The sequence below is a fragment of the Ruminiclostridium cellobioparum DSM 1351 = ATCC 15832 genome, from assembly GCF_000621505.1.
GTDB lineage: Bacteria > Bacillota > Clostridia > Acetivibrionales > DSM-1351 > Ruminiclostridium > Ruminiclostridium cellobioparum.
The window spans coordinates 31,629-53,474 of sequence record NZ_KK211297.1 but is presented as its reverse complement, the minus strand read 5'-3'; the positions used below and the strand labels follow the sequence as shown (position 1 = coordinate 53,474).

General features: G+C 38.9%; 17 protein-coding genes. 13 read left to right on the top strand and 4 right to left on the bottom strand.

The genetic code is table 11. The annotated features are described in order from the left end of the window. Positions 1–53 precede the first annotated feature (53 nt). On the bottom strand, positions 54–272 hold the full coding sequence (locus tag T344_RS30655; protein WP_084331360.1) for a helix-turn-helix domain-containing protein: 219 nt from the start codon (positions 270–272) through the stop codon (positions 54–56). A gap of 346 nt (positions 273–618) precedes the next feature. Between T344_RS30655 and T344_RS0126810 the strand changes: the two genes are divergently transcribed. From T344_RS0126810 to T344_RS0126800, 3 genes are all read left to right on the top strand, one after another. Next, a complete protein-coding gene (locus T344_RS0126810; RefSeq protein WP_027631264.1) occupies positions 619–2,127 on the top strand; it encodes a carboxypeptidase M32 in 1,509 nt (502 codons plus the stop codon). Positions 2,128–2,296: 169 nt separating this feature from the next. Beyond that, positions 2,297–3,262 carry a helix-turn-helix transcriptional regulator gene (locus T344_RS0126805; RefSeq protein ID WP_027631263.1) on the top strand — a complete coding sequence of 322 codons (966 nt, stop codon included), beginning with the start codon at positions 2,297–2,299 and terminating at the stop codon, positions 3,260–3,262. 364 nt (positions 3,263–3,626) lie between these two features. Then, complete coding sequence (locus T344_RS0126800) at positions 3,627–3,977, top strand: DUF2200 domain-containing protein (RefSeq protein ID WP_027631262.1); 351 nt, start codon at positions 3,627–3,629, stop codon at positions 3,975–3,977. 48 nt (positions 3,978–4,025) lie between these two features. Here T344_RS0126800 and T344_RS0126795 read toward each other — a convergent pair whose 3' ends face one another. Further along, entirely contained in the window at positions 4,026–4,526 is a 501-nt protein-coding gene (locus tag T344_RS0126795) for a hypothetical protein (protein WP_027631261.1), read from the bottom strand. 155 nt (positions 4,527–4,681) lie between these two features. On the opposite strand from T344_RS0126795, the gene T344_RS0126790 reads away from it, so the two are divergent. Continuing rightward, the gene (locus T344_RS0126790; protein ID WP_004625048.1) at positions 4,682–5,011 is read left to right on the top strand and encodes a helix-turn-helix domain-containing protein; all 330 of its coding nucleotides are present in this window, start codon (positions 4,682–4,684) and stop codon (positions 5,009–5,011) included. A gap of 9 nt (positions 5,012–5,020) precedes the next feature. On the opposite strand, the gene T344_RS0126785 is transcribed toward T344_RS0126790, so the two are convergent. After that, positions 5,021–6,142, bottom strand: coding sequence for an ROK family transcriptional regulator (locus T344_RS0126785; RefSeq protein ID WP_027631260.1), 1,122 nt, complete (start codon positions 6,140–6,142; stop codon positions 5,021–5,023). Between the two features lie 243 nt (positions 6,143–6,385). Between T344_RS0126785 and T344_RS0126780 the strand changes: the two genes are divergently transcribed. After that, positions 6,386–7,405, top strand: coding sequence for a zinc-dependent alcohol dehydrogenase family protein (locus tag T344_RS0126780; protein ID WP_027631259.1), 1,020 nt, complete (start codon positions 6,386–6,388; stop codon positions 7,403–7,405). 311 nt (positions 7,406–7,716) lie between these two features. After that, positions 7,717–9,747 (top strand): Na+/H+ antiporter, encoded by a 2,031-nt coding sequence (locus T344_RS0126775; RefSeq protein ID WP_027631258.1) that lies wholly within the window; start codon positions 7,717–7,719, stop codon positions 9,745–9,747. A 147-nt stretch (positions 9,748–9,894) separates the two neighbouring features. Here T344_RS0126775 and T344_RS0126770 read toward each other — a convergent pair whose 3' ends face one another. Further along, positions 9,895–11,076, bottom strand: a complete 1,182-nt coding sequence (locus T344_RS0126770; RefSeq protein ID WP_027631257.1) for an MFS transporter — start codon at positions 11,074–11,076, stop codon at positions 9,895–9,897. Positions 11,077–11,365: 289 nt separating this feature from the next. Here T344_RS0126770 and T344_RS0126765 point away from each other — a divergent pair, with 289 nt between their 5' ends. The 7 genes from T344_RS0126765 to T344_RS0126735 all read left to right on the top strand — a co-directional run bounded on the left by T344_RS0126765 (position 11,366) and on the right by T344_RS0126735 (position 21,750). Then, a complete protein-coding gene (locus tag T344_RS0126765) occupies positions 11,366–12,817 on the top strand; it encodes an ATP-binding cassette domain-containing protein (protein WP_027631256.1) in 1,452 nt (483 codons plus the stop codon). A 136-nt stretch (positions 12,818–12,953) separates the two neighbouring features. Continuing rightward, positions 12,954–15,128: a methyl-accepting chemotaxis protein gene (locus tag T344_RS0126760; RefSeq protein WP_027631255.1), complete on the top strand. Its 2,175-nt coding sequence runs from the start codon at positions 12,954–12,956 to the stop codon at positions 15,126–15,128. 206 nt (positions 15,129–15,334) lie between these two features. Further along, positions 15,335–16,945 (top strand): response regulator, encoded by a 1,611-nt coding sequence (locus T344_RS0126755; RefSeq protein WP_027631254.1) that lies wholly within the window; start codon positions 15,335–15,337, stop codon positions 16,943–16,945. Between the two features lie 11 nt (positions 16,946–16,956). Beyond that, positions 16,957–17,970, top strand: a complete 1,014-nt coding sequence (locus T344_RS0126750) for a sensor histidine kinase (RefSeq protein WP_034863363.1) — start codon at positions 16,957–16,959, stop codon at positions 17,968–17,970. Between the two features lie 174 nt (positions 17,971–18,144). Continuing rightward, on the top strand, positions 18,145–19,659 hold the full coding sequence (locus T344_RS0126745) for a sugar ABC transporter ATP-binding protein (RefSeq protein ID WP_027631252.1): 1,515 nt from the start codon (positions 18,145–18,147) through the stop codon (positions 19,657–19,659). Between the two features lie 27 nt (positions 19,660–19,686). After that, positions 19,687–20,721, top strand: a complete 1,035-nt coding sequence (locus T344_RS0126740) for an ABC transporter permease (RefSeq protein WP_004624934.1) — start codon at positions 19,687–19,689, stop codon at positions 20,719–20,721. A 42-nt stretch (positions 20,722–20,763) separates the two neighbouring features. Beyond that, a complete protein-coding gene (locus T344_RS0126735) occupies positions 20,764–21,750 on the top strand; it encodes a substrate-binding domain-containing protein (RefSeq protein WP_027631251.1) in 987 nt (328 codons plus the stop codon). Positions 21,751–21,846 lie beyond the last annotated feature (96 nt).

Here is a 21,846-nt window from a genome sequence, read left to right as displayed (position 1 = left end):
TTTTAGGGTTTTATTTGTGTGAATAGTTGCGGTCTCCTAAAGCATATGTTTCTTCAGTCTTTAGAATATGGTTTTTTAACATTTGTCCTGTTAAGAAGATAGTCTGTACTTGTATTATGTAGATCTGCCAGTTTGATTAAGATACTGGTAGGTATATCCACTTCGCCACGCTCATAATTACTATAAATTCTTTGACTGCAATTAAGGTATGCTGCAACCTGTGTTTGTGTCATATCCTTATCCTCGCGTAAATTTCGTATTCTTCCATATATGAATTCAAAAGCAAAAATATTGCGTACAGAAGAACTGCAAATGTAGTTTGTGGAGTATGTTCGGTGAAGATATACCGATTACCTGGAACAATATTCTTTATAAAATCAGTGACATTGCCAAGCGTTAGGCAACCTGAATCGGATACGAATTTTATTATAGCTTTATGGAGGAAAATGGAAACCCTTATCGAATAATATTACTATTATCAGCAAACTAATAGTGATGTCGTGAATTGATATAAATAGCTTAGGCATTGAAGCTTAAAAAAACAGGAGATACGTGATGGATAAGGAGAACAAATGAAGTGATACCTGTAAAAGCAGTATAAGAATAAAGGAGATTACAATGAATAAAAAAACAATTACGAAAATTGAAGAATTGAAAGAATATCTTAAAAAAGTAGAGTATCTGGGCAGTTCTATTTCGTTGTTGCATTGGGACAGTGTTGTCAATATGCCAAAAGAGGCAATTGGATACAGAAGTGAAATGATTGGATACCTGACAGGTGAGAGCTACAAGCTTACAACATCAGAAAAAATGAAAGAGTTTATCGATTATTTTAATGGAATTGATGATTTGGATGATTTAACCAAAGCCATGATAGAAAAAACAACAAAAAATTATAATTACGCAATGAAGATACCTGAAGCTGAGTACATTCAATATGAAATTGATAAGTCACTCTCGCAAAGTGCATGGGAGGAAGCTAAAAAGAAAAATGACTTCTCGATTTTCAAGCCACACCTTGCTAAGCTTATCGCTTATAATAAAAGGTTCTCTGAATACTGGGGTTTTGCCAGCAGCAAGTATGATGGTCTTTTAGATATTTATGAACCTGGAATGACAACAGAAAGGCTTGATGTAGTATTCGGAGAATTGCGAGAATCACTCGTTGATTTACTTAAAAGAATTAAAAATTCGAAAATTAAAACTGATGATACTTTTTTAAAAGGAAATTACTCTGTTGAAAGCCAGAGAAAGCTGGGAGAAACCATTTTAAGACAGATCGGCTATGATTACGAAAAAAGAGGAAGGATCGATGTATCCGAGCATCCGTTTACGACGAACTTTGGAAATAAGGATGTCAGAATAACTACAAAATACGATACTTCGGATTTCAGACCTGCAATCTTCTCCATGATTCACGAAGGCGGACATGGAATCTACGAACAAAATATTCCGGATGAACTTGAGGGAACTTCTTTAGGTTCAGGTGCATCAATGGGTATGCACGAGTCGCAATCACGGTTTTATGAAAATATCCTTGGGAAAAGCATGGAGTTTTGGAGCTATTTTTATCCAAAGTTTCATGAAACCTATAAAGAGCTTGAAGGGGTGGAGCTCATATCATTTTATAAGGCAATCAACCGTGTGGAGCCATCTTTAATCAGGATTGATGCAGATGAATTAACTTATAGTCTTCATATAATCATTCGCTATGAAATGGAAAAGCTCCTGATAAACAGTGATATCAACATTGATGATGTTCCAAGGCTTTGGAATGAAAAATATAAGGAGTATTTGGGTGTGGAACCGGAAAACTATGCCGACGGAGTATTGCAAGACGTTCATTGGTCGGGCGGTGATTTTGGGTACTTTCCAACCTATGCACTTGGAAACTTGTACGGGGCGCAAATTTTCAATAAGCTAAAAGAGGAAATTCCAGATTGGAATCATAAAATCTACAATGGAGACTTTTCGTCTATTACCAAATGGTTAAAGGAAAATGTTCATCAGTATGGTGCAATATTAAAGCCGGCTGAATTAATCAAGAAAGTTACAGGCGAGGAACTGAGTGCAAAATACTTTATAGAGTATCTCAACGGTAAATTCGGCAAGTTATATGATGTATAAGCATTTATGATAACTTGTTTGCAACTTAGCAAAGCAATATGAGCCGAAGCTTTTTAGTGAATGTGCAAATTTGAATTTTACGCTTGAAAATCAGCAAGTAAAATCAAGCAGCAATCTTTCTATTTCTTCATAATAAATGTAGGGCGGCTGAAACGGGGTGAACGGACGAATGTATGAGTGGCAGAGGCAAATTCAAATAATCGTTGATGAAATTGACAAATGTATTAAAAATTATAATGATGAAGCCTTGACACTACGCTTTCTTTCACGCAGGCTGGGTTATTCCGAATTTTATACAACGAGAAAATTCAAAGAAATATCGGGTATACAATTTAGGGATTATCTGCGGCATAGAAAATTAGCCTTTGCACTGAAAGAGGTTCGGGATAGTGAAAAAAGCCTTTTAGATATTGCTTTTGATTATGGTTTTTCATCACATGAAGCTTTTACCAGAGCTTTTAAGGGAACATATGGTGTAACTCCAAGTGAATATCGAAAAAAGCCTAAACCTGTCGTTCTTCGTACAAAAATAAACCCTTTCGACCGCTACTTTTTAGGATTGGGAGAGATTGGTATGATGAAATCTGCAGATGATGTTAAAATTTATTTTGTAACCATTCCCGCACACAAATTTTTGCACATTAAAAACTATGAGAGTAATGGGTATTGGGATTTTTGGCAAAAGCAAAGTCTTATTCCGGGACAGGACTGCGAAACAATCTGCGGCTTACTCGATAGTATCAAGGGTAAATTGGATGACGATGGTGGGAGCGAATCTAACGGCGGCAGCGGTCAGATTATGGCGTACATTAATGACCCGGACGGCAGACTCTGCGATTGGGGTATACCACGCACAGAGTGTTATGGTGTACGACTTCCTTTTGATTATAAAGGCGAAGTACCACCGCAGATGCTTATGATTGATGTTCCCGAAGCCGAGTATATTGTTTTTGAACATGGGACATTCGATTATGAGCAGGAAAATCGTAGTGTGGAGGAAAGGATTGAAAAGGCAATGGCAACTTTTGATTTTGCAGGTACTGGCTACTGCTTTGATACTTCCCCCGGTAGAATAATTTACTTTTATTTTAATCCGGAACGGTATTTTAAGTATATCAGACCAGTGCGGAAGTAAATAAAATCGATTCATTATGTATATAACCAACTAATCCTGTCGAGTTGTAAACTGCGCATTATCCATATAATGTACATGATTGCTCTTCGTGGTAGGAAAGTCCCTGACTCAAGGAACGCCTATAAAAATCGTCGAGGTCAATTCCGTTACCTGTGGTCCACCAATCAGGAGATCCTTTTTCAAGCATATGCTGCACCCGGATCATACAATTTTTCATAGGTAATATTAGGATTTTTAGAGTTTGTTCTTGAATTTATTAAAGCTGAACAATAAAATGTTCTTATGGAACACATAGACAGATATATAAAATTCCAAATTATTAATATATAATTATTTTTTATAAAAATCAAAGGAGAATTTTAAAATGGAGAAACCACGCATTTATACAATGTCTTTTTCAAGTATCTATCCGCTCTATATACAAAAAGCTGAAAAAAAAGGAAGAACAAGAAAAGAAGTAGATGAAATCATTTTTTGGCTTACCGGTTACGATGAAAATTCATTACAGCAACAAATAATTAATGAAGTGGATATGGAAACGTTTTTTAAACAAGCACCTCATATTAATCCGAATGTTTCACTCATCAAAGGAGTAATTTGTGGATATCGGGTAGAAGAAATAGAAGATGAATTAATGCGGCAAATCCGATACTTGGATAAATTAATCGATGAGTTAGCCAAAGGTAAAACAATGCAGAAAATATTAAGAAAATAAATAGATTTTGCCGACCTGTTCTTTTGACTCTTTTGCAAATTGTTGAAATCAAAGAAATAAGAAATTCCGTAAAAACGCTATGATTTTTGATATAAAAATTTTCAGATGTTTGTCATCCGGTTTTGTTTGGACATCCAGCACTTCCTCATCTGGAAGGGCCAAGTGTAAAGGGCGGTTCTGCCACAGGAACAACACAAATTCCTCCATAGGCAAAGTTCGTTCAAATTGTAATGGAATTTTATACGTCCTGCAGTAGCCGGAGATCAGGTCATCCAGCATGGCCCAATGCACCGCAACAGCGGGGAGCCCCCGGCTTCCGCATTCTTTAATGATTCCATAATTTATCTGATTCTTTAAGTATCCCGCAATAATGAGAAAATCAATCCTCTCGTCGCAAAACATCAGTGCCTGCTCTTTGGATGTGGCAAGGGCGGCAACCTGAATCCCGACTGAAGTCAGGTAATCGGCCAGCTTTTGAGCATAATTTAATAGTCGGTCCGATAAAATTAAAACGCAAAGAGGGGAAGTGTTTTTTGCTTCCATATTCATGTTTTTTTGCTTCCTTTCGTAGGAGTTTCATCCGCTATGCATAAAATTGCCAGCTTTATGGTATTCTATAAGAATATATTTTAGTATTCTTTTCGCTAATTTTCAAGTATATTTGTATTCTTTAAGATTACTATAAAGGAGGCTTAGAGTATATTATGCTGAATCGAAAAGAATTTGGGGCCGCCATACGCAACGCCCGGATAGAAAACAAATTAACTCAGGAAAAACTGGCAGAAATGCTTGGAGTGACGCCTGTCCATGTAAAACAGCTGGAATCGGGAAGCAGAATGCCGTCAGTAGAACTTCTCCACAGTATTGCTGTCACTTTGAATTTCTCAGTAGACAGGGTGTTCTTCCCGGTTAAGGCTGAGAATACTGAAATGCTGAGCAAGCTTGAACGGTTGCTGCATTTATGTACACCCCATGATTTGTGTGTAGTCTATGCCACAGCCAATGCATTAACTGATAAAGAGATAAGGAAATAAAGAATTCGACTATATCGAATCCAGAAAGTCGTTGACAAACAAAAGTGCTGCGCCGGTTGCAACTACAGCATGTGTACACTTCCCTGTGTGAATGTAGCGGCGCTTCTCAGCAAATGAACATTTTTCATGTGCAAATGCAAGCAATTCGTCAAAATCGCTTTCATTCAAATAGGGGGCAATATGGCCTCCCAATATAACGTCGCAATCAATCAGCATGTGCATGTTATTAATAGCGGTGGACAAATCATCCAGGTATTGATGCCAGCGGGCAGTTTCTTCTGCTTTTCCAGATCGTAAGGAAGCGAAAAAATCATCCAGACTGCGAGCTTCTCCGACTAATGCGTCGGCAGAGCAATAGGCTTCAAGGCAACCTTTTTTTCCGCAATAACATTGCCGTCCGCCGGGTTTTATAACCATATGCTCGATGAGTCCGCTGCCAATTCCCTGTCCTTTATATATGGCAGAATTAATTACAACGGCGCCGCCCAGGTTTTTGCTCAAAGAAACATAGATTGCATCGGTGATATCTTTGGAAAACCATAGTTCGGCATAAGCGGCCGCTTCCGAGTCATGGGTCAACCTGCACGGATAATTTATAAATTCGCAGAAGTCTTCCAAACTTGCACCGGTGCACTCCAGTATGGTGCTGTAAGTGATTGAATTGCCGTCAGGCGAGACAAGGCCCTGTACAGCTATTCCCACTCCCAGTATCCGCTTGGAGGCAACGTGCATTGCTGAAATAAAGGAGTTGACGAATTCCCCCAAATGCCTGTAATAACCCTCCGTATTAGAATAGGCCAGATCAAGCCGGTTTTCCTTCAGCACTTTACCGTATATATCGATAGATACAATTCTTATCTGATTTTTGAGGATCTCTACGCCGAAGCTTATCCGGCTTTTCGGTATACAGCTGATTACTTGTGGTTTTCTTCCGCCCGATGATTCAAAGAGTCCATTTTTTTCAATGAGCTGAAGCTGCTCCAATTCCTTCAAACACTGTGTGACAGGCGGCATGCTAAGCTGCAGCCGGGCTGCTATATCCTGTTTTGAAATCTTCTGCTCTTTATAAATAAGTTTAAAAATATTGCTGCGATTTATTTTCTTAAGTTCTGCCGTAGTTACTTTTTTCATGTAAACCCTTCTAATCTGACAATTTTATTTATGATAACAATGTTATTATATCTCAAATCAGAAATAATGAAAATATGGATTCAAATAGATTTGGTTTTCATTATTTATAATAATAATCGTTAATTTACCCACATATAATCTTGATTTTATTTAAATATTTGTATAAAATTAATAACATACTTATAGAAACTATATTTGCAAAAGAGTGTTGCATAATATTGAAAATGGGAAAGGAATTTTAAAATGAAAGCAGCTATTTTTTACGGAACAAAAAATATCAGGGTTGATGAAGTTCAGGTACGCGAACCGGACCGCGATGAAGTCCGGATCAGAGTCATGGCTTGCGGCGTGTGCGGCACGGATTTGCACATCTATTCCGGAGCGGAAGGCGCCGCAAAGTGCACGCCGCCTACTATCCTGGGGCATGAGTTTTCCGGCGTTATCGAAGAAGTGGGGTACGGTGTGACGGATTTTCATCCCGGAGACAGAGTATGTATAGACCCTAACGACATGTGCGGAGCGTGCTACTATTGTAGAACCGGCAGTGCGCATTTCTGCGAGGATATGATAGGAATCGGCACCACAACAGACGGCGGATTTGCCGAATATTGCACTGTAAACCAAAAGCAGGTATATAAAATGGGGGAGGAAATGTCTTTTGAGGAAGGGGCTATGGCAGAACCCATCTCCTGCTGTCTTCACGGTATTGATCTGTCCGGAATAAAAGCGGGAGACACCGTCATGGTCATCGGCGGCGGGACAATCGGACAAATTATGCTTCAGCTGGCACGCATCAGCGGCGCTTCCACCCTGATCCTGGTTGAACCGGTTAAAGAAAAAAGAGAGCTTGGGTTGAAGCTTGGCGCTGACATTACAATTGATCCCTTAACCGAAAATATACCTGACATTCTCAAAAAACAATTTATACAGCACATAAACGTGACAATTGAATGCGTGGGACTGAGCAGCACTATGGCAGACGCTGTCCAATACGCCGGCAAAGGAGGTACAGCTATGCTTTTTGGTCTGACTGATCCTGCCTGCCAAATTCCGCTGGCTCCTTTCGACCTGTTCAAACGGGAAGTTTCAATCAAAGCCTCATTTATCAATCCGTATACATACCAGAGAGCGGTCAGCCTGTTGAGCTCAAAGAAAATCAACGTCAGGGATCTAATTACCGATACGTTACCGCTGTCCGATATTCAGCGTGTTTTTACAGACGATACCTACCGCAGAAGCGGCAAAATTATTATCAAACCCTGAGGTTTTTGAATGGAGTCATTATAGTCACTATGACTTGTACTACAATAAAAAATTAAAGAAAGGTGAATAATAATTACCTTGGCAGAAAATATTTCGAATGTATGATCCTGACAATCATATCATAGAAATTGGAGGTCCGCATTTTTAATTTGCTGATAAGCCTATCCGGTAATTCTATTGTCATTTCAAAATTTCCGGAGTTGATGGAAAAGGACAGATTACAAGCTTTTCTACTTGCATATTGCAGAATTTATGCTAAAAAGGTAAAATTGTCCTAAGTTATTTACTGGTTATAAGCGGAGGACTTAATTGTGGAATTACTAACAATCATCTTATTATTAATGCTTGGGCTCTTGATATCCAATGTTGTCGGTCATTATATTCCGTCTATCCCCACGGCTTTGACGCAAATAGCGTTTGGGGTAATTGTAGCGCTGGGCATAGGGAATTATACTTTTGAAATCGGTGCAGAATGGTTTTTATTATTGTTTGTTGCACCGCTTTTGTACAACGACGGCCGGCATTTTTCACGTGAAGAATTATGGGGGATGAGATCTCAGATCTTTGGCAATGCCTTCATTCTTGTTATACTTACCACCATACTTTGCGGTTTTGTAATCAACAGGCTCATACCCGCTATTCCTATGGCTGCCGCTTTTGCCCTGGCAGCCATTTTGTCTCCCACCGACCCCGTTGCGGTCAACGGCATTGCCAAAAAGATAAGAGTACCCGAAAAGGTGATGGCTCTTGTGAGGGGAGAGTCGCTGATCAATGATGCCTCCGGACTTGTAGCCTTTAAATATGCCATAGCAGCAGCCGTCACCGGATATTTTTCACTCCGGGAAGCGGTATTGGACTTTTCTTATACCTTCCTGATTGGGGCTGTTGCAGGTATATTCCTCGGCTTGTTAATAACTTTCGTCCGATTCAGACTGCGCAAAAGCGGGATAAATGATCCGGTGTTCCATTCGCTGCTGCAGATTATGACTCCGTTTGGCATCTATATGGTTACCGAGCATGTTCTGCATGCTTCGGGAGTCATCGCCGTCGTAGCTGCCGGAATAATTCACTCCATTGTCAGGGAACATACCGAAACACACATGGCTGAAGAGCAACTGCTTACAGAAAACACGTGGTCCATCGTTTTGTTCGTCTTAAACGGATTTGTATTCATATTATTAGGGATGGATATTCCTTCTGCAATGCTGGATACCATTTCCAACCCGGATTTGGGGAACTGGCTGGCCTTTGGCTATGTGGCGGTTATCGGATTTACAGTTCTCGCCATCCGTTTTGTATGGTCCTTTGGGAACAAAGCTTTAAATTATTATTTCAGGAAAAGAAGCGGGGAGGAAAAGCCCGATATAAAGGAAGCCCTGATTACGACCCTCGCAGGTGTACGCGGTGCGGTAACCATGGCCGGCGTCCTTACCGTACCGGCGGTTTTAGGAAACGGAGAAACCTTTCCGGCGCGTTCGCTGCTTATTTTTATTGCTGCTGGAGTAATTCTGCTGTTATTAATTCTTGCGATGGTTTTTTTGCCTTTGCTCTGCAAAAAGGAAGCTCCTGCCGGAGGTGCCGGGGAGCGTGCGGATTTGACCGGAGCCAAAAATAAACTTCTGATGTCGGCAATTAAAAAAATTAAAGCAGAGACAAATGCTGAAAATGAGTTTGCGGCTTTGCAGCTGATAAATGAATATACACACAGTTTTCAGAGAAATCTTTCGGAGCAGAAATCCAATGAACAGCATGCGGAACATTACAGCCGGAAAACAAATGAGGCACAGCTGCTGGCTTTAAACCTGCAAAGAAAGTACATCAAAAATCTTTGGGACAATGATGAAATAGACATAATGGTTTTTGACACCCTGACCCGATTTCTTGATTACCGGGAAGGAACTTTGGATAATAATCTGCATTTCGGAATATTTTTCTTAAAACGGGCTATGCGCGATATCGGCCGAGTGGGGGGGAAACATCACAGGCATAACGTTGCCGGTCTGGACAATTTGCATATTGTCAGGGATATCCAGATGAGGGCTATGGCCGAGGCTGTTAAAGGTTTGGAGGAGTATGCCAAAACACAGGAGCAACCGGAGTATGTATATACAGTACTTCTGGATTATGAGAAAATGCTGCAGGCATTCAAACGTACGGGGGACCGGTATAATGACAGGCTCGAAAGGCAAAAGGAAGAGTTGCGGTTCAAGGTATTGGATGCCGAACGCTCTGAAATACGCAGAATGTATGAAGCCGGCGAAATAAATGCAGTTCAGGAAAAGGAACTGAGGAGATTCGCGAACCATATTGAGAGTATCATTTTGTATGAACATAATGAATGAAATATGTAATTGAGAATACCATGATACAATAATAAATTGGATTGAAGCCGTAAAGAACAAATAACATGTTGAGCAAGAAATTCCCGTCAAGACCCTATCAGTTTAAGCTGTATCTTTTATTCCAGTAACTGTAAGATTGGGGATTTTTTAAGCTGCATCTGACTCAATCTTAATTCTTCTCGAAAGAACCAGGTTGAGGAACGCAATTACGGCTGCTGCCATAAATACGGCCTGATATCCCACCTCCAGCCACAAGAGACCTCCGAAAATAGGGATGACCATTGATGCGATGTGCTGCAGGCTCACACCGGTGGACAGCGTCGGGGTTACGTCGGCAAGATCAATTGCAATCTTCCTTACATATGTTGAACGTGCCATTTCGACTGCAGACATGGAGTTGTCAATGACATAACAGCCGGCAATTATTATCACGGCGACACTGGCAGAGAAAATTCTGTCCGAGAATGCATAGCCCAGACAAATGGCAAACAACAGAATAGCTTCGAAAGTCAGCACGAAACGCTCACCACGGTTATCAATCAATTTACCGATCAGCTTCCGCGTGCCTATGCTGATAAGTGCCACCACCATACCCAGGATTGCAAACATCTGGGGTTTTACGTCAAACACCTTTATCAGTACCCACGGCGCAAACGTCAGAAAAATTTGATTTCTTGCGCCGCTGATAACGGCCAGTACATAATAGAGAGAATAACGTTTTCTGAAAACAAATTTTACTTTTCTGACTTCCGGTCCGCCCTTCTTCATCATGCCCACTGCAAAAGCAGCGAACACATAGGCAACGGTTCCGGAAACAAATGCGGTCTGATAAGTCATATGCATGAAGTTAAAACCTATAAAGATATAAACGTAGGCAATGATACTACCTGATAAGCTGAAAGCGCTGACTGTTCCAAGCCTGGCTCCGAAAGATTCCTGATTGGAAAGGGACATGCCGATGGATGGTGTAACGGGCATGACCATGTGTGTACCCAAGCTGTACATCATCATCCAGATGATCATAATCGCAAAGGTGGGCGACAGCATGCCCAGTCCAAGCATACCCAGCCCTGCTGCTGCCATACCGATCATGGCAATCCGTACATCGCCTAAAAAACTTAATGCAGCCAGAACCAACATAATAAAGAAACCCGGCGCTTCTCTGGGCACCTCAAGGAAACCCCTGACATCCTCGGATAGTTTGAATATATCACTTAAGTAATTGTTGAATATTGATACATTGATGCCTGCGCCGATTCCGGAGAACAGCCCCGCAAGCAGGAACAGATTAAAGTCCCGTTCGGTATGAAAATTTGTGCGTAATCTCATTTATTTACCAGCTCTCATATTAGTCATAACATCCAGCAATTATAACATATGAAGGTGATGCTTTCAATAATTTTTATAAATGAAAATGAGCACTGAAAATGAAATACGAAAAACTGGAATGAAGGGTTTTGACCGCTTTTTTGTCAAGTTGGCTTTCAGGTTTGGATGTATAAGCGGGGGATGCAGATATGAAATATGCCATTGAAGCTTGTAATCTAAAATAGTTACCTGATAATATATAATTGATGGTAGCGATATTATTTAAGTAAATGGGCTAAGGAATAACAGTATGAAAAAAGAAATACTTCGAATGGAAAATGTTATAAGTGAAGATCCGAATATGACAAATCTTGATAATTTTAATATTCATATGTTCCAGGGGGAGATACTGGGCCTGATTGGAGTGAATGACTATGGAAAAGATGTGTTGGTCAATCTTATATGTAAAAATACGCCCATAAAGTTCGGGCGGATTTATTTTTCCAATGTTTTAGTAAACAGTTATCATTATAGTGACGGATCTGATAATAAGGTATATGTGATCGATCAGGAGAGCAAGCTGATAAATGACTTAACTGTAACAGATAATGTATTTGTACTTAGGAAAGGCTTCAAAAAGTACATCATCAGCGAAAAAGTTTTAGGAATACAGTTAAACCAATTACTGAAAGAGTTGGAAGTAACATTGGAGCCCAAAGCCGTTTGCATGGATTTAACGGAATATGAAAGATGTGTGGCAGAAGTATTAAAAGCAGTAATACAAGGGGTAAGGCTTATTATAGTCAATGACTTGAGTAATATTTTAAGTGCCGATGATTTTCAGAACTTTAAAAAACTGTTAATCAAAATGGCAAAAAAGAATTATTCCATAATATATATTGGAAATCATCATGAGGAGATTTTTCCCATATGTGATAGAGCAGTATTAATGCAAGACGGAAGAATAATTAAAGTGTTGGATAAAAAGGAAATGTCGGATGAAAAAATATTACCGTACACCATCTCATTAAAAGATACCCAGCCTGCCATTAAAAACAAGGATAACAAGGATACGATATATTTTCACAATATAAGCACAAGCTACCTGAATAAGGTTTCATTTTCAATTCAAGCCGGAGAGTGTATCGTATTGTATGACAAAAGCAGTAAACTGCAGCTGGATACTGTTAATTTTTTGAGCGGTGAGCAGGAGCTGGCATCAGGAGTCATTGAACTGGGACATAAGATATTAAACCCTAAGAAAATGTACAGGTATTTTGGAAGTGAAATAGTGGTTATCGGAGAAGATGCGTTAAGCTCAATGCTTTTTTATGATATGAGTTATATTAATAATTTTTGCTTTCTGCTGGATAAAAAAACCAATAGAAGCAATATTACAGAAAAAGTTAAAAGGAGCATTCAGCTTGAATATTATAAAGAATTAGGTAATGAAGTATATGCAAATGATTTAAGGGAACTGGATAAAAAATCACTTTACAATTTAATTTACTACAGAGTTCATTTGTTAAACCCAAAAATTGTTTTCGTTGTCCAGCCTTTTTCCAATGCGGATATGTATGTAAGAAGTCATATCATTCATTTGATCAGAATTTTAAAACGCAAGGGAATTGCGGTTGTTATACTTGCTGTAAGTATTTCTGACAGCCTGTATGTAGCCGACAGGCTATTGCTTTTGGAAGAAGGTACAATCAAGGAAGAATACTTTCCGGATACCTTCAGTCAAATCAGAATCAGCGATTAATACCCAAAGAACATCCCCCCTATTCCAAACAAACACCCCTATAATTACAAATTTAGGGGTGTTATACTCATTTTGTAAACATCTCATAAAGTATTGTAAAACGGATAAGAACGGTGAAATATTTGGGGGAGATTTAATGAAAGTAATACCTGTAGGAGCTAAAATCAAGCAATCGATTACTTCATTATTTGAAAAAGATACATCTGGATTTGAGAGCAGATCTATACTTCTAAGAAAATTTAAAATACAAACCAGATTAATAGCGTCTTTTGTTCTATTGTTAATAGCAATGTTATTGATCACAAGCATATATTCATATAGCAGCTCAACTAATACAATGAATGAAAGAGTAAGAACAGACTCTTTACAGGTTATGGGCCAGACAAGTGTTATACTGAATAATGAGATTAAAAGGATGGAAGATTATTTTCTGGATATAGGCTTGAACGCTGCTGTTCAGGATGCACTGAGCAAATATAGGGCAGGGGATAAATTTATACAACTGGACCAGTCACGAACGCTGAAAAGCTTCTTATCAATCAAATTTGCAGCTTCAAATGATATAGCTTATTGTGGAATATTTCATGGAAACGGCTTTACCCAGGTAGAAGCTTACAATACTGCAAGTGTGTCTCCTGATATCGGGGCAATATCCAAAAAAGACTTGAAGCGGCTTGAGTGGTCCGACTTTAAAGTTGATCCCTCAAATTCCGGTATAGCTTCTTATTACGGTATACAGCAAAATATTGCTTCTATTACGGATAAACAAAATGTTTTGGCCAAAATGGTTTTAATTCCAAAAAACAATTATCTTGCCGGTGCATTTGAAAAATTGGACATCGGAAAGGATCCAAAGACTGAAAAGGCTTTCCCCATATTCGTTGCAGATAACAATGGAAGGATAATAGCATCAAGATCACTTGAAGAATATCCCACAGGCAAAGCCACAGAAGTTTCAACGTTAATTGCAGATAATATTATGAAGAATATTAAAGAAGGCTCAACCGGATTGGAAGCCGGTAACCTGGATTTGAATATTGGAGGCAGCGCCGGACTGGTTACGTATTCTCAAATAAATAGAGATAAACAGTTGTTTGTTATTTCAATTATCCCATATTATTATTTAAACAGTGCTGCAAACAAGCTTAGAACAAATATTTCCATTATCGGGTTTATATGTGTCATAATCGCATTTGCATTGTGCATTGTTATTGCCCGGAGTGTTTCCCAACCTTTGAATAAATTAGTCCAGATAATGAAAAAGGCAAAAGCCGGTGATTTGACAGAGCAAAGCCAGGATAATGAAAAAGATGAAATAGCGGATGTATGCCGCAATTATAATGATATGCTCTTGAATATAAACTCACTTATAGCAAATGTCAGAAGTTCCACGCAATGTGTTCTGAGCGTGGCGAACAAGATCTCAATTGCTTCAAAATCCACATATAACGCCTCGGAGCAGGTGGCTTTGACAGCCGAACAGATAGCCAGGGGTGCGGCGGATCAGGCTGCCGAAATAAATGACAGCGTCGGTAATATGGAGCAGCTATCGGAGGGTATTACACTTGTTGAAAATGACATAGCTAAAGTAATGATTCTGGCCAATAAAATTAAAAACTTGAATACAGATGTGTTAAAAACCATTGATACTCTTAATTTAAAGTCAACCCAGGTAAGTGATACCACTAATAAAGTTTCAACAAATATTTATGATTTGAGTAAAAGTATGCAGGAGATACAAAAAATACTTAAGATTATGAACTCAATTTCAGAGCAGATAAATCTTTTGTCATTGAATGCAGCCATTGAAGCCGCCCGTGCAGGTGAATCGGGAAAAGGGTTTGCCGTGGTGGCAAATGAGGTCAGGAAGCTGGCAGATAAATCAAAAGAGTTTACCGGCAGCATAAATAACATTATTGCTTCTATTGAACATAAAACCAATGTTACTGTCGAACAGGTCAAAAATTCCGATATTGCCGTCAATGAGCAAAAAATAGCTGTTAAGGAAACCGAAGAATTATTTAACCTGGTATTCGGTTCTATAGAAATAGTTTTAAAGGATATAACAAGAACGGAAAAATCTGTTGCAGGCATAGTGGAATCAAAGGGTAAGGTTTTGGAATCAATGGAGAGTATTTCTGCGGTCGCAGAGGAAGCGGCTGCCACAACAGAGATGATTTCCGCAAGCACCCAAGAACAATTTGCATCAGCAGAAGAACTGTCAAACAATGCAGGCGATCTGGAGAGCCTCTCAATAGTTCTGAACAGTGAACTGGATAAGTTTAAGACAGAGTTAGCTCACGGCAAATAAGCAAAATTTGAAAAATTAAATGCTTACTGCCGATGTTAATGGTCTATTAAAAAATTACATGTTTACATAAAAAGTGATTAATTAAACTTTTAAAATCATTTGTTTTAAGTTATATTGTTATTATATTATTTATTGCTGGGTATTAACAACCATTGCAGTATCTTTCCCTGATCGGGTCCATATGTATGCAAAAAGAAAGGTGTAGTATGAAACTTATTATTGCAGATGATGAAGATAAAGTTTGTCAGCTTATCTACAAATTAGTAGACTGGGAAAAGCTGGGTATGGAAGTGGTTTCGATTGTACATAACGGTATTGAAGCGCTGCAGTCCATTGAAAAATACAAACCTGACCTGGTAATTACCGATATCCGCATGCCGGGTTATGATGGCCTTGATATGATCCGGCGTGCCAAGGAAATAAGTGAAGATTTGGATTTTATTATAATCAGTGGATACCGCCATTTTGAATATGCACAAAATGCTATTAAATACGGGGTAAGGGATTATCTCCTTAAACCCATTAAAAAATCAGAATTAATTGATACACTCTCCAGATTGCGGGAGGAGTATTTAAAACGTACAAAAAAATTATCCAATGAAGAACAATACCGTATTTCAATCAAAGACAATTTAGATCGGATACGCAGCGGTTTTTTTACCGATATATTATTCAAAAGAGCCTCTGCCGAAGGGAAAATGAGTATTGAAAGTATTAATGAAAAGTATCATTACAACTTTTGTGATGGTTTTTTTCAGGTTGTGCTCATTAAAATCGATGGTGTAGATACATGCTCTCAAAACAATATGGAATATATTCGGGACAAGGTATTACAGTCCATTCATAAAAAAGTCGATGAATATTGCTATGACATTGAAAGTATTTTTGAAAATAATTTGTGCTATATTGTCCTCAATTGCAGTGAAGACAGCAGGAAAGCCGTCAGGCGGTCGCTGAAAGCCTTATTGGATGAACTCCTGTTGCAAAAAGATATTATAGAAGATCTTAAAATTACAATAGGTGCAGGTATTCCAAAAGACTCGGTCCGCGGCATTTTTTCTTCAATGAAGACGGCAGTGTGGGCAATAGAGCAAAGGCTCATACTTGGTGTTAATAAAGTGGTGGAAGGCGCGGAGGTGTCTTCAAATGAATTGGCTGACAGCTCCACATTCAATGAGTTTAACAGGAAGTTAATCGAGGCGCTTGAAAGGTTGGAGGAAAATCAGCTGAGAGAGTCATTTGTTTTTTTGGAAACAAGTCTGAAAAATAAGGAATCGACAACCGGTCATGAAGTTATTCAAATGGCAAAAGAAGCCATGAATTTGTATTTGTTTCACTTGAGACAAAATAAATTTGTAATCAGGAATTCAGATGATTTTTTTGATACATTCAGTTTGAATATAGAAAATTGCGGTTCCATGGAGGAGGTCTTTGCAACACTTTCCAGAACAATTATAAAATCATTTAATCAGGTGATTGCCGACAAGCAGCAGGAAGACAGCAAACCAATCCGTGAGGCAAAGCAATATATCAAAGATCATTATAAAGAGCCGATTTCACTGGAAATAGTCAGTGATTATATAGGGTTCAACGCCACGTATTTCAGTTCCCTGTTCAAAAAAGAAACAAACACGACGTTTTCGGAATATTTAACAAGTGTGCGTATGGAAAGGGCCAAAGAACTTTTAAAGGAATCAAATTTGAATGTTGCTACAATTTGTGAAGAGGTTGGCTATAATGATACAAAACATTTTTCAAAAGGATTTGCGAAGTATACAAATTTAAAACCAAATGAATATAGAAAAATATATTCCTAAAAGGTTCCTGTATGAATAAAGATAGAAGTTTTTTACTGGATAACATAAAAAAATGGGTATGGATGATACTGCTGTTTATTATCCTGCTAATAGCACTTATAGGTTTTGCTGCCACTACCATTCCCTCTTATAAAGTTGTTTTAGTCCTGATTGTCCTGGCTTTTTTCCTGATAGTTTATATAGGGTATATATCAGTTTACCTCCGGTACCGTCAAATGGAAAAATTATTGCAATTATATACTGAAGGATATTTTGTAGATGATTTTTTTGAGCAGGATATTAAAATCAGCAAAACAGTAAGCAAGGTGCTGGAATTATTATCTGATCGTCTTGATAAATCCGCACTTTTGAACGTATCTAAAAAACAGGCCCAGTATCTGGCCTTACAAAACCAAATTAATCCCCATTTTTTATATAATACATTGGAGGGAATCCGCAGCGAGGCCTTATGTGCGGGAATGGACGGGGTTGCATCCATGACTGAAGCCCTGGCTACTTTTTTCCGGTACACCATATCAAATGTAGATCATTTAGTGACCTTGGAAGATGAATTATCGAATATTGAAAATTATTATATTATTCAGCAATTCCGTTTCGGAGATAAATTGAGCTTAAGTATAGAGTATGACGATGATGGTGATGATTTGTCCATTCTGAACCTAAAGCTTCCAAAGCTGATTTTACAGCCCATTGTTGAAAATTCCATTTACCACGGTATTGAACGGAAGATAGGAAAAGGTAATTTGAGGATACATATAGACTATACCTCAGACAGACTTATTATCAGAATTTCAGATGATGGAATGGGCATTGAAAAAGAAGCTCTGGATAAACTTAATAATAAACTCTTAACAAACTCCCTGGATGATATGGAGTCGAAAAAAGAGAAAAAGGGCGGAATAGCAATTATAAATGTAAATAACCGGATCAAGCTTATATTTGGTGAGAAATATGGTATTTATATTTATTCTACTCAAAATGTCGGAACAGATGTAGAGATTACATTACCTATCATAAAGGAATAATAAAAATCAATTCATTGAATCAAGTTATAACCGGCGGTCAATACCCAAAGAATGCCCCACCTATTCCAAACAAACGCCCCTACAATTACATTGTCAGGGGTGTTATACTCATCCTGTAAACAACATTTCATATCAAAAAAGGCATTTCTGAAACAGATAAGAAAGGTGAAACAGATGGATGATTATATCGTTGAATTAAGCGGAGTATCTAAAAGGTTTCCAGGCGTTTTAGCTCTTGATAATGTAAGCTTTAATCTGAAAGCGGGCGAAATACTTGCATTACTTGGTGAAAACGGGGCCGGAAAGTCAACCTTGATGAAAATTCTCAGCGGTGTTTACATAAAAGACTCAGGTACCATGAAAATCTTTGGACGTGAAATAGATGAAATGAATCCGAAGAAGGCACAGGAATTAGGTGTTGCCATTATTCACCAGGAGTTAAATATGTGCGCACACCTGTCGGTTGCAGAGAACATTTTTCTTGGAAGAGAAATAACAAAATCAGGAGTTTTGTCTAACAGGGAAATGGAAAGACAGGCCAAAAAAGTATTGGACAATTTAAATATTGATATCAGTCCCGACACAATAGTTGGAGATCTGGCAGTATCAAAACAGCAAATGGTGGAAATTGCAAAAGCACTTTCAACAAATGCGAAAGTGCTGATTATGGATGAGCCCACCAGTGCGCTCACCTCTAAAGAGATAGATGATTTATTTTTGATTATCAGGAAAATAAGATCGGAAGGCTGCGGAATTGTATATATTTCTCACCGCCTTGAAGAACTGGAACATATTGTAGACAGAGTTACCATTTTGCGGGACGGACAATTTATTAAAAGTATGGATTATGCCTCTACGACCCTTGAAGAGATTATCGCTAATATGGTTGGACGTGAAATAAAAGAGAAATTCCCCAGGGTACAATGCAAAAAAGGCAAAAAAATCCTTGAGGTTAAAAATCTGAATGCGGGTAAAATGGTGAGAAATATAAATTTTGACCTGTATGAAGGTGAAATTGTAGGAATCGCAGGATTGATGGGAGCCGGCAGAACAGAAACCACGAGGGCAATTTTCGGCATAGACCCGAAGGAATCCGGTGAGATTATCCTGGATGGCAAAACAATTACAATAAATAAACCACTGGATGCTATTCAGGCGGGTATCGTCCTTGCGCCTGAAGACAGGAAAAAAGATGGTTTGTGTACAAAACTCAGCGTCAGGGATAATATAAGTCTCCCCAATTTAGATATCTTATGTAATGCACTGAGCATTGTAGACAGAAAAAAAGAAAAAAGCATGTCGGAGAAAGCAGTCAGCGATTTAAAAATCAAACTTCCGACGACTGAAGTTGATGCCGGCAGTCTTTCAGGCGGAAATCAGCAAAAAGTAGTAGTTGCAAAGTGGCTCGCAAGAAATTCCCGGGTTGTAATATTTGATGAGCCTACCAGAGGTATTGATGTTGCTGCAAAAGTAGAAATATATAACTTGATGAATGAACTGAAGGAGCAGGGAATCGGCGTATTGTTTGTCTCGTCTGAAATGCCGGAAGTTATGGGGATTTCAGATAGAATCATTGTAATGTGCGACGGAAAGGTAACAGGCGAAATGCCCACAAATGAAGCTACACAAGATTCAATTCTAATATATGCAACTAAATTTGATAAAAAAATTGATGCTGTTAAGGCTTAAATAATAGTGCTCAGAGGAGATGGGAAAATGGGAAGGGAATTAAAACAAAGTTATTTCAAGAAAATTATGTCCATAAGAGGTATGGGACAGGTACTGACAGTAACAGTGGGATTAGCGGTGCTTTTTATCGTTTTTGGCTTTTTAAATCCTACTTTTGCATCCTCAAAAAACATAGGCAACTTATTAAGGCAAATTGCTCCCATTGTTTTGATAGGAATTGGTCAATCCTTCGTACTTATTACAGGAAATATCGACTTGTCAATAGGATCTGTTGTCGGTATGAGCTGTATGATTTCAGCTACCTTGATGACCAAGGGGGTAAATCCCTGGGTGGCCGTAGTGATCACAATACTTTGCTGTTTGTCTGTGGGCTTTATTAATGGTGAGCTGGTTGCAAAATGTAAATTGCCACCGTTTATTGCAACCTTGGGTACCATGACAATTTCAAGGGGTATAGCTCAGATTGTAAATAACAACTACAATACCGACTCCATTGGAGAGGGAGCAAAAACTTTCCGTGATATATTTTATTATGGTAAAACCCTTGGTCTTTACAACACAATCTGGATTGCTATCATTCTATGGGCGGTATTTAACTTTTTGCTTAGCAGAACGCGTACCGGCCGTCACATATATGCCGTCGGCAGCAACATTGAAGCATCAAAATTATCCGGTGTCAGCATAGTAGGAACTACGGTAAAGGCTTATCTGGTAAGTTCATTTTGTGCAGCGGTAGTCGGTTTGATTATTTGTGCTACATCCGGTATGGGGACTATGGATGCGGGGAATATGTACGAAATGTACGCAGTTGCCGCATCAGTAATAGGCGGAGTCAGTACACTTGGCGGACAGGGTATTCTGCTTGGAACAATAATCGGTGCCGCCATATGGGGTGTTTTGCAGAATGGTTTGCAATTTGCCGGAGCACCGGTGGCTATCAGGAATATTGTAATCGGTATTATCGTAGTTGTCTCGGTATTGCTTGATGTGGTGGTCCGTTCCGGAAAGCCTAAAAGGAAAAATGAAAGCAGCGGTAAGGTTGGATTTAAGCTAAAAGCTTAATTCATAGAATAATGTTTTTATAATTTTAAAGGAGGGCTAGAAATGAAAAAAAGGTTACTTGGCGCACTGTTATGTGCAGCAATGGTAGGAACAATGCTGGCAGGATGCGGAGGCTCGTCGGATAAAGCTGCCGACACATCGGCATCAGGAGTTTCAGCATCAGGTGCATCAACGTCAGCACCGGCGGCAGATAAGAAATTCAAAGTGTACTTAATCACAATGGACCAAATGGATCAATATTGGGTTAACGTTGATGCCGGAGCTAAAAAAGCAGCAGCCGAGCTCGGAAATGTGGATTACAAGTGGTCGGCACCAGATGTTAAAGATGATGCAAAGCAAATCGAATGCATTAATAACGCGGTAGCAGATAAGGCTGATGCCATTCTTCTGGCAGCAAATGGTCCGGATGCGGTTACAGCAGCTTTAAAAGAAGCACAGGCCGCAGGTGTTAAAATTGTATATGTTGACTCTGCAGCAAAATTCGATGGCGAAGCAACATTTGCCACAGACAACACAGCAGCCGGAAAAACTGCCGGCGAACAGATGAAAAAAGCTTTGGAAGCCGCAGGTAAGACTTCCGGAAAAATCGGTATTATAAATGTTAACGCAGCAACAGCATCTTGTGTAGCTCGCGAAACAGGCTTCCGTTCAGCTTTTGAAGGATCAAATTTTGAAATTCTTGCAACTCAGTATGGTGAAGGAGATGCAGCCAAGTCAAAAGACATTGCGGCTAATTACATAACATCAGGAGTTGTTGGTATCTTCGGCGCAAATGAAGGTTCTACGGTAGGTGCCGGCAATGCTATACAGGAAGCAGGCGGAGAAGTAATCGGTGTAGGTTTTGACAAATCTGATACCATCCTTTCATTAATAAAAGATGGATTCATACTGGCAACTATGGCTCAAAATCCCGACGTAATGGGCGAAAAGGGAGTTAAAGCAGCAGTAGATGCTCTCCAGGGTAAGAGCCTGGGCGGAGCTGTAACTGATACCGGTGTTTCTGTAATCACTAAAGCCGATGTTAAATAATTAAAATAAATGTAATAAAAGGATTAGGTAATTTTTTTAATCAAAAAAATTACCTATAATCCTTTTATTCCTTTCAAAATTTTTTTAATTATTCTT

Coding starts and splice junctions, on each gene's coding strand:
- T344_RS0126735 (WP_027631251.1), top strand. CDS start 20,764: ATGAAAAAAAGGTTACTTGGCGCACTGTTATGTGCAGCAATGGTAGGA.
- T344_RS0126780 (WP_027631259.1), top strand. CDS start 6,386: ATGAAAGCAGCTATTTTTTACGGAACAAAAAATATCAGGGTTGATGAA.
- T344_RS0126745 (WP_027631252.1), top strand. CDS start 18,145: ATGGATGATTATATCGTTGAATTAAGCGGAGTATCTAAAAGGTTTCCA.
- T344_RS0126795 (WP_027631261.1), bottom strand. CDS start 4,526: ATGAATATGGAAGCAAAAAACACTTCCCCTCTTTGCGTTTTAATTTTA.
- T344_RS0126800 (WP_027631262.1), top strand. CDS start 3,627: ATGGAGAAACCACGCATTTATACAATGTCTTTTTCAAGTATCTATCCG.
- T344_RS0126790 (WP_004625048.1), top strand. CDS start 4,682: ATGCTGAATCGAAAAGAATTTGGGGCCGCCATACGCAACGCCCGGATA.
- T344_RS0126740 (WP_004624934.1), top strand. CDS start 19,687: ATGGGAAGGGAATTAAAACAAAGTTATTTCAAGAAAATTATGTCCATA.
- T344_RS0126750 (WP_034863363.1), top strand. CDS start 16,957: ATGAATAAAGATAGAAGTTTTTTACTGGATAACATAAAAAAATGGGTA.
- T344_RS0126810 (WP_027631264.1), top strand. CDS start 619: ATGAATAAAAAAACAATTACGAAAATTGAAGAATTGAAAGAATATCTT.
- T344_RS0126805 (WP_027631263.1), top strand. CDS start 2,297: ATGTATGAGTGGCAGAGGCAAATTCAAATAATCGTTGATGAAATTGAC.
- T344_RS0126765 (WP_027631256.1), top strand. CDS start 11,366: ATGAAAAAAGAAATACTTCGAATGGAAAATGTTATAAGTGAAGATCCG.
- T344_RS0126785 (WP_027631260.1), bottom strand. CDS start 6,142: ATGAAAAAAGTAACTACGGCAGAACTTAAGAAAATAAATCGCAGCAAT.
- T344_RS0126760 (WP_027631255.1), top strand. CDS start 12,954: ATGAAAGTAATACCTGTAGGAGCTAAAATCAAGCAATCGATTACTTCA.
- T344_RS0126770 (WP_027631257.1), bottom strand. CDS start 11,076: ATGAGATTACGCACAAATTTTCATACCGAACGGGACTTTAATCTGTTC.
- T344_RS0126755 (WP_027631254.1), top strand. CDS start 15,335: ATGAAACTTATTATTGCAGATGATGAAGATAAAGTTTGTCAGCTTATC.